This window comes from Streptomyces sp. NPDC085931 (genome assembly GCF_044540565.1).
Classification (GTDB): Bacteria; Actinomycetota; Actinomycetes; order Streptomycetales; family Streptomycetaceae; genus Streptomyces.
On the sequence record NZ_JBITSK010000012.1, the window covers coordinates 132,986 to 147,965 of the forward strand.

Below are 14,980 nucleotides of genomic sequence, written 5' to 3' on the forward strand. Positions count from 1 at the left end.
CCGGGTTTGTGGCGAAATGCGGGTTACCGTGCCCGCATGCAGAAGAACACTCCGCCACGGAGCACGATTCGACTGACGCGCCGGGGCCGTATCGCCCTCGTCGTGACCGGGGCCGTCGTGGTCGGTACCGCCGTGGCGGTGCCGCTGCTGACCCTGGCGCCCGAGGAGGAGACCCGCCCCACCACCCTGGTGATCCCCGAGGGCTGGCGCGCCGCCCAGGTCTACGCCGCCGTCGACAAGGCCCTCGCCCTGCCCGCCGGAAGCACGAAGAAGTCCCTCGCGAAGGCCCGGCTGAAGCTGCCGCACGACGCCGACGGCAACCCGGAAGGGTACCTCTTCCCGGCGACCTATCCGCTCCCGGACCGGGCGAAGCCGGAAAAGCTCCTGCAGTTGATGGTCGACACCGCCAACCAGAAGTTCAACGGCGCTCCCATCGCCGCCGGCGCGCAGCGCAACGCCATGAACGTCTACCAGGCCGTCACCATCGCCAGCATCGTCCAGGCGGAGGCCGCCACCCGCGCCGACATGGGCAAGGTCGCCCGGGTGATCTTCAACCGCCTGGAGCGCGGCATGCCGCTGCAGATGGACTCCACCCTCAACTACGCCCTGAACCGCTCCACCCTGCGCACCACCGCGAGCGACACCCGCATCGACAGCCCCTACAACTCGTACCAGCGCATGGGCCTGCCGCCCACCCCCATCGACAACCCCGGCGAGGACGCCGTGCGCGCCGCCGTCAACCCGCCCCCGGGCGACTGGCTCTACTTCGTCACCGTCCGCCCGGGCGACACCCGCTTCACCGCCGACTACCGCGAACACACGCGCAACGTCGCGGAGTTCAACGCCCAGCGGGCCAAGAGCGCCGAGGCGCGCCCCTGAGGAAGACTGCCGCGGGCGCGCTCTACGCCGCGGCCGGTGCCCGTTCCAGCAGCCGCCTGATGTCGCGCACCGCGGCCCGGCCCGCGCGGTTCGCGCCGATCGTGCTGGCCGAGGGGCCGTAGCCGACGAGGTGGACGCGCGGGTCGGCGGCCGCGTGCGTGCCCTCCATGCGGATGCCGCCGCCGGGGCCGCGCAGCCGCAGCGGAGCCAGGTGGTCCAGGGCCGGGCGGAAGCCGGTGGCCCACAGGATGACGTCGGCGCCGACGTGCCGCCCGTCGTCCCACGCCACCCCGTCCGGGGTGATCCGGTCGAACATCGGCTGCCGGTCCAGCACCCCGTCCGCCAGGCCCTGCCGGATCGCGTCGTTCAGCGGCAGTCCCGTCACCGAGACCACGCTGCGCGGCGGCAGCCCCTGCCGTACCCGCTCCTCGACGAGCGCGACGGCCGCCCGGCCCGCGTTCTCGTCGAACGGCCCCTCGCGGAAGACCGGCGGGCGCCGCGTCACCCACGTGGTGGCCGCCGCGTACGGGGCGATCTCCAGCAGGTGCTGCGTGCCCGAGGCGCCACCGCCCACCACGACGACCCGCCGCCCGGCGAACTCCTGCGGGCCGGGGTACTGCGCGGTGTGCAGCTGCCGCCCGGTGAAGGTCTCCTGGCCCGGGTAGCGCGGCCAGAACGGCCGGTCCCAGGTGCCGGTGGCGTTGATCAGCGCCCGCGCCGACCACACCCCGTCCGAGGTCTCCACCAGCAGCCGCCCGCCGGTGCCCTCGCGCACCGCCCGTACGTCGACCGGCCGCCGCACCCGCAGGTCGAAGGCGCGCTCGTACCGGTCGAAGTAGGCGCTGATCACCTCGGCCGACGGGCGCGCCGGGTCCGCGTCCGTCAGCTCCATCCCCGGCAGCGCGTGCATCCCGTGCACCCTGCCGTACGTCAGCGACGGCCAGCGGAACTGCCAGGCGCCGCCGGGCCCGGGGGAGTGGTCCAGCACGACGAAGTCGCGCTCCGGCTCGAAACCGGAGCGCCGCAGGTGATAGGCGCCGGCCAGACCCGCCTGACCCGCGCCTACGACGACCACTTCGACCTCGCGTGTGTCCTTCACGCTTCCACCGACGTCCACGCCTGTGCCAACCGCGCCGGAGGCCGGGATCTTCCCGCGCTACGAGGTCTCGGAGGGCAGGGCCGCCGACGTCGACGGCGGCAGGTCGCCGTTGAACCGGGTGTCGGTGAACTCGGCGAAGTCGACCTTGCGCGGGATGAGCTTCAGCGCCGTGAAGGTGTCGGCGATCTCCTGCTCGGAGGCGATCAGCGGCTCGTCGACCGCCACCGCGATCCGCGTCGTGTACGTCCGCTTCACCGCCGCCAGGGCCACGTCCTCGGGGAGCCCGGTCTCCTTCGCCCAGACCTTCGCCCACTCCTCCTCGTGGTCGCGGACCCAGGTGTAGGCGCGGCGCAGCCGCTCCAGGTAGTCCTCGACGGCGGCCGCCTTCTTCCCGTCCTTCAGGGCAGCCGGCGCGGCGACCTGGAAGGTGTGCCCGTTGGTCACCCCGTCGCCGTCGGTCAGCACCCGGCCCTGCCCGCCCCGGAGGATCTGCGAGGTGTACGGGTCCCACACCGCCCACGCGTCGACCTTGCCGGCGGTGAACGCGGCGAGCGCGTCGGCCGGCTGGAGGTACTTGACCCGGACGTCGCTCAGCTTCAGCCCGGCCTTCTTCAGGGACGCGACCAGCTGGAAGTGCGCGGAGGAGCCCTGCGCGACGGCGACCGAGCGGCCCTCGAGCTGCTCGGGGCGCTTCAGCGGCGAGTCGTCCGGGACGAGGATGGTGTCGCCCTTGGAGGTGCCGTGCCAGGCCGCCACCACCTTGATCTTCGAGCCCGCCCCGGCCGCGAAGACCGGCGGGGTGTTGCCCACGCCGCCGATGTCGACGGCCCCCGCGTTGACGGCCTCCAGCAGGGGCGGGCCGGAGGTGAACGTCGACCACTTGATCCGGTAGTCGAGGTCCTCCAGCTCCCCGGCGGCCCGCAGGATGGCCTCCGAGCCGCCCTTCTGGTCACCGACGCTGATCGTGACCGGGCCCCGGCCGTCGGTGCCACCGCCCGAGGTGCCGGCGGACGAGTTCCCGCCGCAGGCGGTGAGCAGCAGGGCCAGGGGCAGGAGCAGGGCGGCGGGGGTGAGACGTCGTCGCATGGCGGTTCCGTTCGTATGGGCCGTACGGCGGGGGCGTACGGGCGGGTTCTGCGGTCGTTCCCGGGGAGGGTCAGGCGGCGTCGGCGGCCGTCGCCTCGACACCGAGCCGTTCGAGCAGACCGGCGCGCAGCGCGGCGAAGCGCGGGTCGGTGATGTCGCGGGGCCGGTCGAGATCGATGCGCTGCTCGTGCGCGATGACACCGCCGTCCATCACCAGGACCCGGTCGGCGAGCAGCACGGCCTCCTCGACGTCATGGGTGACGAGCAGCACCGCGCAGCCCCGGCGCTGCCACAACTCGCCCACCAGCCGCTGGGCCTTGATGCGGGTGAGCGCGTCGAGCGCGCCGAACGGCTCGTCGAGCAGCAGCAGATCGGGCTCGCGCACCAACGCCCGTGCCAGAGAAGCGCGTTGGGCCTCGCCGCCGGACAGGGTCTTGGGCCAGGCGTCCGAACGGTGCCCGAGGCCGACCTCGTCCAGGGCCTGCTCGGCGACGGCGCGCTCGGGCTTGCCGGGCAGCCCGAGCAGGACGTTGCGCCACACCTTCTTCCACGGCATCAGCCGCGGCGACTGGAAGGCGACGGCCTTGCGGCGCGGCACCAGCACGGTGCCCTCGATCTCGCGGTCGAGTCCGGCGAGGATGCGCAGCAGGGTCGACTTGCCGCAGCCGCTGCGGCCGAGCAGGGCCACGAACTCGCCCGGCCGGACGTCCAGCCGCAGGTCGTCGATGACGGCGCGCCCGTCGAAGGAGCGGGTGAGCCCCTGGACGTGGACGGCCTGCGGGATCACCGGCCGGTGAACGTCGGTCGCCATTGCAGCAGCAGCCTTTCGAGGGAGCGGACGATGAAGTCGGCCAGCAGGCCGAGGAAGGCGTAGACGACCAGGCAGACCACGATCACGTCGGTCCGCAGGAAGTCCCGTGCCTGCACCATGAGGAACCCGATGCCGGAGTCGGCGTTGACCTGCTCGGCGAAGACCAGCGCGAGCCAGGCGATGCCGAGCGAGTAGCGCAGGCCGGTCATCGCGCCGGGCAGGGCGCCCGGCAGCACCACGTGCCGCACGAGCCCCCGGCGCGAGAGCCCCAGCGACTCCCCGGCCTCGATCAACTGGGCGTCCACGCCGCGGATCCCGGCGTAGACGTTGAGGTAAAGCGGGAAGGTCACGCCGAGTGTGATGATGGCGACCTTGGGGGCCTCGCCGATGCCGAACCAGATGATGAACAGCGGGATCAGCCCCACGAACGGCACGGTCCGCAGCATCTGCACCGGCGCGTCCACGAGATCCTCGCCGATCCGGAACAGGCCGGAGACCAGGGCGAGTCCGGTCCCCACGACCAGGCCCAGCAGCAGTCCGGCGGCGACCCGCCGCAGCGAGGTGCCCATGGCCGCGGGCAGCGAACCGTCCGCCACCAGGTCGCCGGCGACCTGCGCGATGCGGCCGGGCGAGGCGAGCACGTCCGAGGGCAGTACGCCGGTGCTGCTGAGGAGTTGCCAGAGCGCCAGCAGCAGGACCGGACCGCTGGTGCGGCGCAGCCAGCGGGGGACACGGGCGCGGCGGGAGGAAGCGGGGACCAGGGGCTGAAGGTCGGGACCGGCCCCCTCGACCGGCGGCCCGTCGGGTTTCGAAGGGGTGGGCGGGGCATGGCTGATGCTCATGAAGGCTCCACGGGGAGGAGAGCGGGGCCCGGGTGAGGGCACGCCTCAGCCGCGCGTCACGCCGAGCCGACCGGGAGCGGTACCGGCCGGCGGGCAGGCGCGACGACGGCGGGGAAAGGAAGGTGAAGGGGGAGGAAAGGCGTCAGCGGCCGCGGCGACACGCGGCGGAGGCCACCCGCAGCAGGTCGATGTGACCGCGCGTGGTGAGCAGGGCTGAACGCAACATGCCGCAGAACCTAGTCAGATGGCATGCGCACGGTCAACGGGCGTCTCGGCCAGTGGACCTCGGTCCCGCAACACGATCGGCCGGATCCGGGTGAACCCCGCCGGGTGCGTCAGGATGGAGGGCATGTCAGATGCCTTCACCACCCGAGTTCTGCACGTCACCACCGGTTCCGCGGAGAGGGTCGTCGACATCACCGGCGACTGCGAGTCCTTCCTGCGCGAGGCGGCCGCCGGGCGCGACGGCCTGCTCAACGTCTTCGTCCCGCACGCGACGGCCGGCATCGCCGTGCTGGAGACCGGCGCCGGCAGCGACGACGACCTCCTGGCCGCGCTGCACACGCTGCTGCCGGCCGACGACCGCTGGCAGCACCGGCACGGCAGCCCCGGCCACGGCCGCGACCACGTCCTGCCCGCCCTCGTCCCGCCGCACGCGACCCTGCCGGTCATCGACGGGCGGCTGGAGCTCGGGACCTGGCAGTCGGTGTGCCTGGTCGACACCAACCGGGACAACCCCGATCGCACGGTGCGGCTGAGCTTCCTGGGGTGAGCGGGCACGGGAGACTTCGCACCCCGCCCCGTCCGTCGGCCACCCCCCGTCGCTGCCCGCGCGGAACCCCTGGGGTAGGGTCCCCACCGTTTCCGGCTACCGACTGATGGTGTGCCGGTACAGGGCGTGTCGGAGGGTGGCAAGACGATGGACTCCCAGTGGGATGACGGCGGATCCGTGGACCTGGACGACACGCGGCTGGAGTCACTGAGTCCCGAACCGCTGCTGACCCGGGACTACGAGACGCGTCCCGCGCTCGTGTACGAGCGGCTGCGCCGGCAGCACGGCCCGGTCGCCCCCGTCGACCTGCTGGGCGTGCCCGCCTGGCTCGTCCTCGGCTACCGCGAGGCGCTCCAGGTGCTCCAGGACGACGACGCCTGGCCCAAAGGGCTGGAGAACTGGCGGGCCCGTTCCGAGGGCCGGGTGCCCTCCGACTGGCCGCTCGGCCCGTCCCTGGAGGTCAACCACATCCTGATCCAGGGCGGCCCCGGCTACCCGCCGCTGCGCACCGCGTGGGACGTCGCCCTCAAGCCCTTCCAGGACCCGCGCCACCCGCAGGCCAAGCGCCTGAAGTCCGCCGTCACCGCCTACGCCGACGAGCTGATCACCCTGATCGGGCAGGGCGGGAAGGCCGGCGTGGCCGACCTGTCCGCGCAGTTCTCCCGGCCGCTGCCGCTGATGGTGGCGAGCCACCTGCTCGGCTTCCCCGGCTCCCAGGGCGACGACGCGCTGATGGACATGTGGCGCGTGCTCGACGCCGGCCCGGACGCCGAGGCCGCGCTGGAACGACTGCTGGCGACCCTGGCCGAACTGGCCGCGCTGAAGCTCAAAAAGCCCGGCGACGACTTCCCCTCCTACCTGCTGGCCGCCCACCCGGACCTGTCGCTCGACCATCTGGCCCGCGAACTGTTCATGCTGCTCGGCATGACCTCCGACCATGTCGGCATCCTCATCTCCAACACCGTCGTGGAGGTCATCTCGGGCGAGAGCAGCGTGCGCGCCAGCCTGTCCGCCGGCATGGTCAGGGAGACCATGAACCGGGTCGTCATGCGCAAGCCGCCGCTGGTCAACTTCGTCCCGCGCTTCGCGGCCCGGGACACCCCGCTCGGCGACTACACGATCCGGGCCGGCGACCCGGTGTGGGTCTCCTCGGCCGCGGCGCACGCCGATCCGCTCTTCGCCGACCACGTCGCCTCCGGCACCACCATCAGCACCCGGGCACACCTGTCCTGGGGGGCGGGCCCCCGCCAGTGCCCGGCCCGCGAACTGGCCTCCACGGTCGCGGCGGTGGGGGCGGGGCGCGTCTTCGAGCGGTTCGACCACCTCGACCTGGCCCTGCCCGCCGACCAACTGCCCTGGCGCTCCTCCCCGTTCATGCGCGGCCTGCGCTCACTGCCGGTGCGCTACGAGCTCGCCGCGACGCCCGCGCCACGGACGGGGACGGTGGACGACCCCGCCCCCGAGGTGGCCCAGGAGGTCCTGCCCGACCCGTCCGCCCGGCAGCGCTCCTCGCTGTGGCGCTATCTCACGGGCCTGATCCGCGGAGGGCGCTGACCGGCAGCGTCCGGGCCCGGCAGGGCTCAGACCCAGCCGGACTCGGTGGCGATCCTGATCGCGTCGATGCGGGTGCGTCCGCCGGTCGTGCGGGTGATCGCCGACAGGTGGTTGCGCACCGTGGCCGCGGACAGGCACAGCCGCTCGGGCGTCATGGCGGCCATCACCGGCAGCAGCCGGCACTCCGGCAGCCGTTCCCGCAGCTCACCCCGGACGGCGATCTCCTCGCCCGCCCGGGAGTCCACGTCGATCACGGCCACGTCGATCACGGCCACGTCGGGCCGGCACGCCAGGGCGCGCGCCACCACGTCACCGTCCCCGTCGGCCTCGGCGACGACCTCGGTGTCGTCCTCGCGGGACAGCAGTGCGGCGAACGCTCCCCGCACGAGACGGGCGTGCTGGACGAGCAGAACGCGGATCACGACCGGATCATCGCCGCCCGCCCGGGCGACCGCCCTCCGGGTCGCCGGCGCGACGGGAGTGCCGCACGGCACGAGTGGTGAGGTCCGGGAGGCGGGCGTACCGTCGAACGGTGGACACCGCAGGCAGCAGCCCGCAGCCGGCCGCACCTCGGACGACCGCCACCAGGGAACCCGGTGGCGGCGGCAACGCGATGGCGCTGTTCGTCATCGCGTCCTGCCAGTTGATGGTGGTCCTCGACATCACCATCGTGAACATCGCGCTCCCGCACATCCAGAGCTCGCTGGACTTCTCCACCACGAGCCTGTCGTGGGTGGTCAACGCCTACACGCTCACCTTCGGCGGACTGCTGCTGCTCGGCGGCCGGGCCGGCGACATCCTGGGCCGGCGGCGCGTGTTCGTCTTCGGCGTGCTGCTCTTCGTACTGGCCTCCCTGCTCGGCGGGTTCGCCCAGAACTCCGGCCAACTCCTCGGCGCCCGCGCCCTGCAGGGCGTCGGCGGAGCCATCGCCTCCCCGACGTCCCTGGCCCTGATCAGCACCACATTCCGCGAGGGGCCGGAACGCAACCGGGCCTTCGGGGTGTTCGCCGCGGTCTCGGCGGGCGGCGGGGCCATCGGCCTGCTCGCCGGCGGAATGCTGGTGGAGTGGCTGAACTGGCGGTGGGTGCTGTTCGTCAACGTGCCCATCGGCCTGCTCATCGTGCTCGCCACACCCAAGTGGATCAAGGAGTCCGAACGCCACCCCGGACGCTTCGACATCACCGGCGCACTCACCTCCACCGCGGGCATGGTGCTGCTGGTCTACGGGTTCATCCGCGCCGCGCAGGACGGCTGGCGCGACGCGCTCACCCTGGCCTCGTTCGCCGGGGCGGTCGTGCTGCTCGTGGCGTTCATCCTGATCGAGCGGCGTTCCAGACAGCCCATCACCCCCCTGCACATGTTCGCCGACCGCAACCGCGCGGGCACCTACGGCATCATGCTGTGCCTCGCCGCCGCGATCTTCGGGATGTTCTTCTTCCTCACGCTCTTCGTGCAGAACGTGCTGGGTTTCAGCCCCCTGGCGGCCGGTCTGGCCTTCCTTCCGGTCAGCGCGGTCATCGCCGTCGGCGCCGGACTGGCCTCGCGGTTCCTGCCCGTGTACGGACCCAAGCCCTTCATGGTGCTCGGCGCGATCCTGGCGGCGGCGGGACTGGCCTGGCTCACCCTGACCGACGTGCACTCCACCTACGCCGGAAGTGTCCTCGGCCCGATGCTCGTCTTCAGCCTCGGCATGGGCATGGAATTCGTGTCCCTGACCCTCATGGCGCTCTCCGACGTGCCCACCCCGGAGACCGGCGCGGCCTCCGGCCTGCTCAACGCCACCCAGCAGGTCGGCGGTTCCCTCGGCCTGTCCATCCTGGTGACGATGTACGGCACGGCCAGCACCAACGAGGCCGACAAGCAGGTCCCCGACTTCCTCCGCCAGGCCACCCCGGCCGAACGCCTGCGCTTCGAACGCACCGGCCAGCTGCCCAAACCCTGGTCGGACGAGATCCTCACCGCCGGTGTCTCGGCCGCCTTCATCACGGCGGCGATCTTCACCGCCGTCGCCGCGGTGATCGCCCTGCTCGTCATCCAGGTCCGCCCCTCCGACCTGGAACGCCTCAAGGGCGGGACGGGCCCCGGCCCGATGTGAGGCACGCGCGGCTTCCCGGAGCAGCCGGGGCACCGGGCCCCGGCCCACCGCGCGGTCGCGCTCGGCGGCGGGGCCGGGGCACGTCAGCGGCCCGTCCGGGGGCAGGCGGTCAGGGCGTCGGCCAGCCCCGTCGCGTCCGTGCCGAGCTTGCGGAAGACCGACGACAGATGCCGGCGTACGCCCTGCTCCGTGATCCGCAGCTCCTTCGCGACCACGGAGACCGGGTGGCCCCGGGCCGTCAGCTCGGCCGCCCGGCGTTCCTGCGCCGTGAGCATGTCCGTGTGGGCGTAGCGCAGGGGGAGCGGGCGCAGCCCGGCGGCGGAGAGCTCCCGCCTGGCCCGGGCGGCGAGCCCTTCGGCGCCGCAGTGCACCGCGCCCTCCAGTCCCTGGTAGAGCCGGTCGGCGGCGTCGTGCAGACGGCCGTTGCGGGCCAGCGCGGCGCCGTGCCCGACCAGGGCACGGGCCAGCTCGTACGCGGCCGGGGAGCGCTGCAGATGGTCGACGGCCTGCGCGTACAGGTCGAGCGCCGCCTCACCGCCCGTCACCTCCGCCTGGGCGTGCAGCGCCTGGCCGATCGCCGAGGCCGCGCCGAAGTCCCGGGCCCGCTTCACGGCGTCCCGCGCGTGGTGCACGGCCCGGTCGGGAGCACGCCGGGACAGGGCCTTCGCCAGGCCCAGCTGCCAGGGGCACCAGGCGGGGTTGCGCCAGTCCCGGCCCTCCAGCCACTCGCCGACGGCGGACAGCAGGGCGGCCGCCTCGTCCGGCCGGTCCTCCGCCAGGAGCAGCTCGGCGTAGACGGTGCGCGGGTCGGGGTAGATGACGGCGTTCGGGATGACGTCCCCGTAGCGGTACTCGTCGGCGAGCCGGCGCGCCGCCGCCACCCGGCCGCGGGCCAGCAGGGTCTGGATGAGGATGCCGACGGCGAACCACTGGGCGGGCACGGCCCCCTCGACCCGGTCGGCGATGTCCAGCCCTTCCCGGACCAGGTTCTCGGCCTCGGCCAGGCTGCCCCGCCGGTAGCGGATGTAGGCGGACAGGGTCTGGCCCAGGGCCAGGTGGGAGCCGCGCCAGCCCTTCGACTCGCACTCGGCCATGCCCCTGGCGAACAGCTCCTCGGACCGGCGCGGCTGGTCGCAGTACATGAACACCAGGGCGACCGAGACCGGCACCTCGAAACCGCGGTTCTCGTGGGTCCAGCTCAGCCCGCCGTCCAGGGCCTTCTCGGCGTACGCCAGGGCCTTCTGCCGGGGCTCGCCGCACACGATGGCGTCCCAGGCGCGCAGCCCGAGGATGTAGCGCTCCTCCAGCCGGCGGCCGGTGAGCCGGTCGGCCAGCCGGGCGAGTCTGCGCGAACGGCCGGCCGAGTCCTGCTCGTCGGTGCGGAACGCGCTCCAGACGAAGTGGTCGGCCTGCATCCGCAGCCGGATGCGCGGGTGGTCGGCCGCCCGCCGCGCCTCGTCGGCGGCCACCGTCGCGGCCTGCGCCATCCGGTCCGTGTGGGCCAGCGCCTGGGTCAGCCGGTACACCATCGAGGCGCGCAGCTCGGGATCGATGCCGCGCTCCGTCAGCGCCTCCCGCAGATACGTGACGGTGGCGGTGGGCTTGATGAGGAAGGTGGCGCAGGCGAGTTCGTGCAGCAGGGCGGCGCGCTCCTCGGGGAGGGGCGGCTCCTGCAGCGCGCGGTCGAGCAGCCGCCGGGCCGCCTCCGGCGCGCCGGAGTGCAGATACTCCCGCGCGGCCTGCCGCAGGCAGGCGACGGCCTCGGTACTGCCCTCGCAGGGAACCTCCAGCAGGTGCCGGGCCGCCGCCGCGGGGCCGAGCCCGGCCGCGCGGACGGCCTCGGCGGCCGAGTTGTGCATGCCCTCCCGCAGGCTCGTCCCGATGGCCCGGTAGATCGTGGTGGCGATGGTCGGGTGGACGAACTCCAGGCGGTCCCCGGGCCCGTCCCCGTCGGTCAGGATGCGGGCGGCGCGCAGCCGGTCGGCGGCCTCGGCCGCGGCCGTGCTGCCGATCGCCGCGATCCGGGCGGCCAGCTCCGGCGAGATCGCCTGGCCCAGCACGGCGGCCGCGTAGGCGAACCGGACGGTCGTGGTGCCGAATCCGTGGAGGCGCTCGATCAGCCCCGGCCCGGTCACGGCGGCGGCCAGGTCGCGCATGACGGGCAGGTCCTCGCCGGTGCCGCGCACCCGCCGCTCGCCGAGCCTGATGGCGAGTTCGACGGCCTCGAACGGGCTCCCTCCGGTCACCTCCCAGCACTCCTCGCAGAACCCGTCCTCCGCCTGCTCGCCCACTTCGTCCCGGACGATCCGCGCCACGGCCGTGGCGCTGAGCGGCGCCAGGGCGAAGGGACGGTGCCCCGTCTCCGCGGTGCCGAACGAGTCGGCCTGCGGGGGCAGTTCGTCGGGCCGGTAGGCGACGACCATCAGCAGGGACAGGTCCACGGCCCGGGGAGCGAACGAGGAGAGCCAGGTCAGCGACTCCACGTCGGCCCAGTGCAGGTCGTCCAGGAGGAGCACCACGGGGGCCTTCTTGACCGCCAGCCGCGTCATCACCCAGTCCAGGCCGTCCCGCACCCCGGTCGGGTCCGGAGCGTGGCCGCCCGGTCTCGCCACCAGGCCGAGCGCGGCGGCGACGATGTCGTACCAGCTGCCGAGGAAGGTACGGAGCTCCGTCTCGTCCATGGTCGCCAGCGCGGGCTGCACCAGCTGGCGCACCACATGGAACGCCAGCTCCTGCTCGTTCTCACCGCCCCGGCCCGACAGCACGGTGAAGCCCTGGGCGCGGGCCCGGGTCCGGGCCTCGGTCAGCAGGGCGGTCTTGCCCATCCCGGCCGGTCCGGTGAAGGCGAGCAGCCCGCCGCGCGGCGCCTGGGGCACGCCGTCGGCGCTGTCCCGCAGAGCCGCCAGCGCCGAGTCGAGGGCTCTCAGCTCCCGGCGGCGTTCGAGCAACGGCCGGGACTCGGGCGGGGGTTGCCGCAGCTCGTTCGCCATGTGCCGTACCGCTTCCTGTCGTCGGCCATCGGGAGGCAGCGCAGAGCGTACGCCTCCCGACAGGGCACCTGACCACATTCCGGAACGAGCACGACGAAGAAGGGTGAATGACCCGCTACGGCGGAGTGGAGCACGGACCACGTGGGTAACGTGGTCCGAATGCGCGCCTGCTGATCGGGCCGAACGGGCGGGGCCGGGAGACACCCATCCGGCCCTGTCGGAGGGATGCCCCGCCGACAGGGCCGGGGGCCGGCCTCACTCCAGGGCCGCGGCCGTCCCCGCGTCGGCGTACCGCGGCACGGTGCGGGACCAGTAGTAACACCCGCGGATCCAGCCGGCCATGCCTTCCACGTAGCCGACGCCCGAAGGGCTCAACTCCGGTGCGATCTCCTCGTACAGCCTCTCGAACTCCCTGATGGTCCGGTTGATCCGCCGGACGGCCAGGGTGACGGCCACCGGCAGGGGGCAGCGGTGCGCCCGCTGGTAGGCGAGGGCCAGGTTGATCAGCTCACCCGCCCGTTGCTCCTTGACGGCGGAGAAGAGGTCGGGAATCCACACCGCCGCGTCGGCCGACAGCCGGCTCAGGTGCCGCATCAGCGGGTGGTGCAGCTCCCGGTCGGTCAGCTCGTCCGGCTGCGCCGCCTCGCACAGCGGGTGGAACGGCTCGACGCCCGCGGTGAGGGACCGTACCGAGGTGCAGATCCCGGACCGCACCGGTGAGGGGTGCGTCTGGGCCACCGCTTCGTAGAGCAGTCCGTGCACGTACTCGCGGCTCCGGTCCGCCCAGCGCGCGGCCTGGGCGGGGGTGCACCGCTCGCGCACCTGCCGGTGGAGGTCCGCCAGGGCCCCTCCCAGCGGGGTGCTCGGCGCCGCGCCGTCGCGCAGGATCGCGATGCTCTCGCACAGCATGGGCAGCAGCTCGCCGGGCCGGTGCCGTCCGACCTCCTCCGCGCGGTCGTCGTAGACGAACTGGTAGGCGATCTGCCGGGCGACGAGGCGGAGGATGCCCGCGTCGGCGTCCGGGCTGTTGTAGGAGGCGAGTTCGGCGGGACGGGTGAGGGAGATCATCGCCGTGACGCCCGGTTCGCCGTCCAGACCGGTCGCGCGCAGCCAGTGGTCGACGTCGGCGGCGACCTCGGACTCGTGCGGGCTGCGCCGGAACGGGAAGGGCATGTGCAGCTGGGTGTCGATCAGCTCCACCAGGGTGGCGGCCGGTGTGCCGCCCGGCGCGACGGCCGAGACGTCCTCATGCGTGGTGCACATCCTGGTCACCGTCCCTCCGGGTGTCTCCCGCCGCCGCCGCGGCCACGGCCGGGGCTCCGGGTGCCAGGGTGGCCGCTCGCGGCGGGGTGCCGCCCGGTGCGTCCGCCCGTGGTTCGCAGATCATCGTCAGGGACCGCGGCCCCAGCGTCGCCCCGGGGCGCGGGGGAGCGACGGGTCCCGGCGGACGGCGCAGCCGCCAGCGCCCGGCGAGGGTGGCGAGGGCCACCGTCATCTCGGCCAGGGAGAACAGGTCGCCGATGCACTTGCGGCTGCCCGCGGAGAAGGGGATCAGAGCACTGTGCGGCCCGGCCGCCGCCTCGCCCTCCAGCCAGCGCTCGGGCAGGAACCGCTCCGGCTCCGGGAACGACGTCGCGTCATGGTGCAGCAGGTAGGGGCTGTACAGGACGGTGGTGCCGCGCGGCAGGTGCTGCCCGGCGAACCGCGTCTCCCGGGTCGTGACCCGGGTGAAGAGCCAGCCGGGCGGGGAGTGGCGCAGCGTCTCGGTGAGGACGGCCCGGGTGTAGACCAGGCGCGGCAGGTCACCGGCCCGCGGCAACCGCCCGGCGAGGACGGAGTCCACCTCCGCGTGCAGCCGGCGCTCCACCTCCGGGTGGTGCGCCAGCAGACCGAAGGTGGAGGCGAGGCACATCGAAGGGCTCTCGGAACCGGTCAGCAGCAGGGAGACCACCTGGTCGTGGATCTCCTGGTCGGTGACCGGCTCCTGCTCGCCGTCCCGGTCCGCCGCGGCGAGCAGGAGCCCCAGCAGATCGTCGCGCGGGGCTGCCCGGCGGCGCTGCGCGATCGCGGCGTCGATGAGTTCGTGGGTCCGCTCCACCGCGCGCCGGTAACGGCGGTTGGCGGGAGTGGGGATGCGGAACAGGGCGTCGACGGGGACGACGGTGCGGACGAACAGGCCGCGGACGATGGCGGCGAGACAGCGCCGCACCTCGTCCGCCGCGGCCGGGCCGAGCGCGTCCGACAGCAGGACGCGGCTGATCAGCCGTGTCGTCAGGCCCAGCATGGCCGCGCTGACGTCGACCCGCTGTCCGGCTCGCCAGTCCCGGCACAGTGACGCCGTCTCCTCGGCCATCAGGTCCGTGTGCCCGGCGACGGCGGCCGGGCGGAAGGTGGGTTGCAGCAGCCGGCGCTGCCTGCGGTGCTCGCTGTGCGGGCAGGTGACGACCCCGCCGCCCATCAGGGCCCGCAGCCGCTCGTACTGCGGGCCGCCCTTGTCGAACGTCCGGGTGTCCCGGAGCATGCGGTGAACGAGTTCCGGGTGACACACCATCCACGCGCGCTGGGGGCCGAGGTGTATCTCGACCAGATCCCCGTGCGCGGGAAGAGAATTCAGAAACTCCAGCGGCCGGCGGAACAAGGCGATACCGTGGCCGATGGATGGGAATATGCCTGGAGCAGTACCAACCGTCCATGCCTGTTCCGGATTCGGAAGGCAGCCGTTCATCGAATACCACCTGCTTCGATCGGCGAGAAAATAAGGTGCCGTCACACCTGCATGGCACGTGCATCAATTCCTGCCCAGTTGAAGCAGTCGCCGACTTGATGAACCCATTCTCCAGGGGGGCGCACGG

General features: G+C 73.3%; 13 protein-coding genes. 4 read left to right on the top strand and 9 right to left on the bottom strand.

Features of this window, described 5'->3' with window-relative positions; genetic code table 11:
- The first annotated feature begins 36 nt into the window (after positions 1-36).
- Positions 37-879, top strand: coding sequence for an endolytic transglycosylase MltG (gene mltG / locus ACIGAN_RS24975; protein WP_399860640.1), 843 nt, complete (start codon positions 37-39; stop codon positions 877-879).
- A 22-nt stretch (positions 880-901) separates the two neighbouring features.
- Here mltG and ACIGAN_RS24980 read toward each other — a convergent pair whose 3' ends face one another.
- From ACIGAN_RS24980 to ACIGAN_RS25000, 5 genes are all read right to left on the bottom strand, one after another.
- A complete protein-coding gene (locus ACIGAN_RS24980) occupies positions 902-1,978 on the bottom strand; it encodes an NAD(P)-binding domain-containing protein (protein ID WP_365740967.1) in 1,077 nt (358 codons plus the stop codon).
- 57 nt (positions 1,979-2,035) lie between these two features.
- A complete protein-coding gene (locus tag ACIGAN_RS24985) occupies positions 2,036-3,064 on the bottom strand; it encodes an ABC transporter substrate-binding protein (RefSeq protein ID WP_399860643.1) in 1,029 nt (342 codons plus the stop codon).
- Between the two features lie 70 nt (positions 3,065-3,134).
- Positions 3,135-3,875, bottom strand: a complete 741-nt coding sequence (locus ACIGAN_RS24990; protein WP_399860646.1) for an ABC transporter ATP-binding protein — start codon at positions 3,873-3,875, stop codon at positions 3,135-3,137.
- Entirely contained in the window at positions 3,848-4,717 is an 870-nt protein-coding gene (locus tag ACIGAN_RS24995; RefSeq protein WP_399860648.1) for an ABC transporter permease, read from the bottom strand. The genes ACIGAN_RS24990 and ACIGAN_RS24995 overlap by 28 nt, the downstream gene beginning before the upstream one ends.
- A 142-nt stretch (positions 4,718-4,859) precedes the next feature.
- Positions 4,860-4,943 (bottom strand): putative leader peptide, encoded by an 84-nt coding sequence (locus ACIGAN_RS25000; RefSeq protein WP_313884353.1) that lies wholly within the window; start codon positions 4,941-4,943, stop codon positions 4,860-4,862.
- 123 nt (positions 4,944-5,066) lie between these two features.
- Between ACIGAN_RS25000 and ACIGAN_RS25005 the strand changes: the two genes are divergently transcribed.
- Positions 5,067-5,489: a secondary thiamine-phosphate synthase enzyme YjbQ gene (locus ACIGAN_RS25005; RefSeq protein WP_399860650.1), complete on the top strand. Its 423-nt coding sequence runs from the start codon at positions 5,067-5,069 to the stop codon at positions 5,487-5,489.
- 147 nt (positions 5,490-5,636) lie between these two features.
- Positions 5,637-7,043 carry a cytochrome P450 gene (locus ACIGAN_RS25010; RefSeq protein WP_399860653.1) on the top strand — a complete coding sequence of 469 codons (1,407 nt, stop codon included), beginning with the start codon at positions 5,637-5,639 and terminating at the stop codon, positions 7,041-7,043.
- 26 nt (positions 7,044-7,069) lie between these two features.
- Here the strand turns inward: ACIGAN_RS25010 and ACIGAN_RS25015 are convergent, their stop codons facing one another.
- Complete coding sequence (locus ACIGAN_RS25015; RefSeq protein ID WP_399860655.1) at positions 7,070-7,465, bottom strand: response regulator transcription factor; 396 nt, start codon at positions 7,463-7,465, stop codon at positions 7,070-7,072.
- 191 nt (positions 7,466-7,656) lie between these two features.
- Between ACIGAN_RS25015 and ACIGAN_RS25020 the strand changes: the two genes are divergently transcribed.
- Positions 7,657-9,138 carry an MFS transporter gene (locus ACIGAN_RS25020; RefSeq protein WP_365741021.1) on the top strand — a complete coding sequence of 494 codons (1,482 nt, stop codon included), beginning with the start codon at positions 7,657-7,659 and terminating at the stop codon, positions 9,136-9,138.
- An 83-nt stretch (positions 9,139-9,221) separates the two neighbouring features.
- On the opposite strand, the gene ACIGAN_RS25025 is transcribed toward ACIGAN_RS25020, so the two are convergent.
- From ACIGAN_RS25025 to ACIGAN_RS25035, 3 genes are all read right to left on the bottom strand, one after another.
- Positions 9,222-12,128: a helix-turn-helix transcriptional regulator gene (locus ACIGAN_RS25025; protein ID WP_399860657.1), complete on the bottom strand. Its 2,907-nt coding sequence runs from the start codon at positions 12,126-12,128 to the stop codon at positions 9,222-9,224.
- Between the two features lie 255 nt (positions 12,129-12,383).
- Positions 12,384-13,391: a (-)-alpha-amorphene synthase gene (locus ACIGAN_RS25030; protein WP_399860660.1), complete on the bottom strand. Its 1,008-nt coding sequence runs from the start codon at positions 13,389-13,391 to the stop codon at positions 12,384-12,386.
- Positions 13,375-14,853: a cytochrome P450 gene (locus ACIGAN_RS25035; RefSeq protein ID WP_399860663.1), complete on the bottom strand. Its 1,479-nt coding sequence runs from the start codon at positions 14,851-14,853 to the stop codon at positions 13,375-13,377. Before ACIGAN_RS25035 ends, ACIGAN_RS25030 begins: the two co-directional genes overlap by 17 nt.
- Between the last annotated feature and the right edge of the window lie 127 nt (positions 14,854-14,980).

Excerpts from the sequence above, each read along its gene's own strand:
- mltG (WP_399860640.1), top strand. The coding sequence starts at position 37 with ATGCAGAAGAACACTCCGCCACGGAGCACGATTCGACTGACGCGCCGG.
- ACIGAN_RS24985 (WP_399860643.1), bottom strand. The coding sequence starts at position 3,064 with ATGCGACGACGTCTCACCCCCGCCGCCCTGCTCCTGCCCCTGGCCCTG.
- ACIGAN_RS24990 (WP_399860646.1), bottom strand. The coding sequence starts at position 3,875 with ATGGCGACCGACGTTCACCGGCCGGTGATCCCGCAGGCCGTCCACGTC.
- ACIGAN_RS24995 (WP_399860648.1), bottom strand. The coding sequence starts at position 4,717 with ATGAGCATCAGCCATGCCCCGCCCACCCCTTCGAAACCCGACGGGCCG.
- ACIGAN_RS25000 (WP_313884353.1), bottom strand. The coding sequence starts at position 4,943 with ATGTTGCGTTCAGCCCTGCTCACCACGCGCGGTCACATCGACCTGCTG.
- ACIGAN_RS25005 (WP_399860650.1), top strand. The coding sequence starts at position 5,067 with ATGTCAGATGCCTTCACCACCCGAGTTCTGCACGTCACCACCGGTTCC.
- ACIGAN_RS25010 (WP_399860653.1), top strand. The coding sequence starts at position 5,637 with ATGGACTCCCAGTGGGATGACGGCGGATCCGTGGACCTGGACGACACG.
- ACIGAN_RS25020 (WP_365741021.1), top strand. The coding sequence starts at position 7,657 with ATGGCGCTGTTCGTCATCGCGTCCTGCCAGTTGATGGTGGTCCTCGAC.
- ACIGAN_RS25025 (WP_399860657.1), bottom strand. The coding sequence starts at position 12,128 with ATGGCGAACGAGCTGCGGCAACCCCCGCCCGAGTCCCGGCCGTTGCTC.
- ACIGAN_RS25030 (WP_399860660.1), bottom strand. The coding sequence starts at position 13,391 with ATGTGCACCACGCATGAGGACGTCTCGGCCGTCGCGCCGGGCGGCACA.
- ACIGAN_RS25035 (WP_399860663.1), bottom strand. The coding sequence starts at position 14,853 with ATGAACGGCTGCCTTCCGAATCCGGAACAGGCATGGACGGTTGGTACT.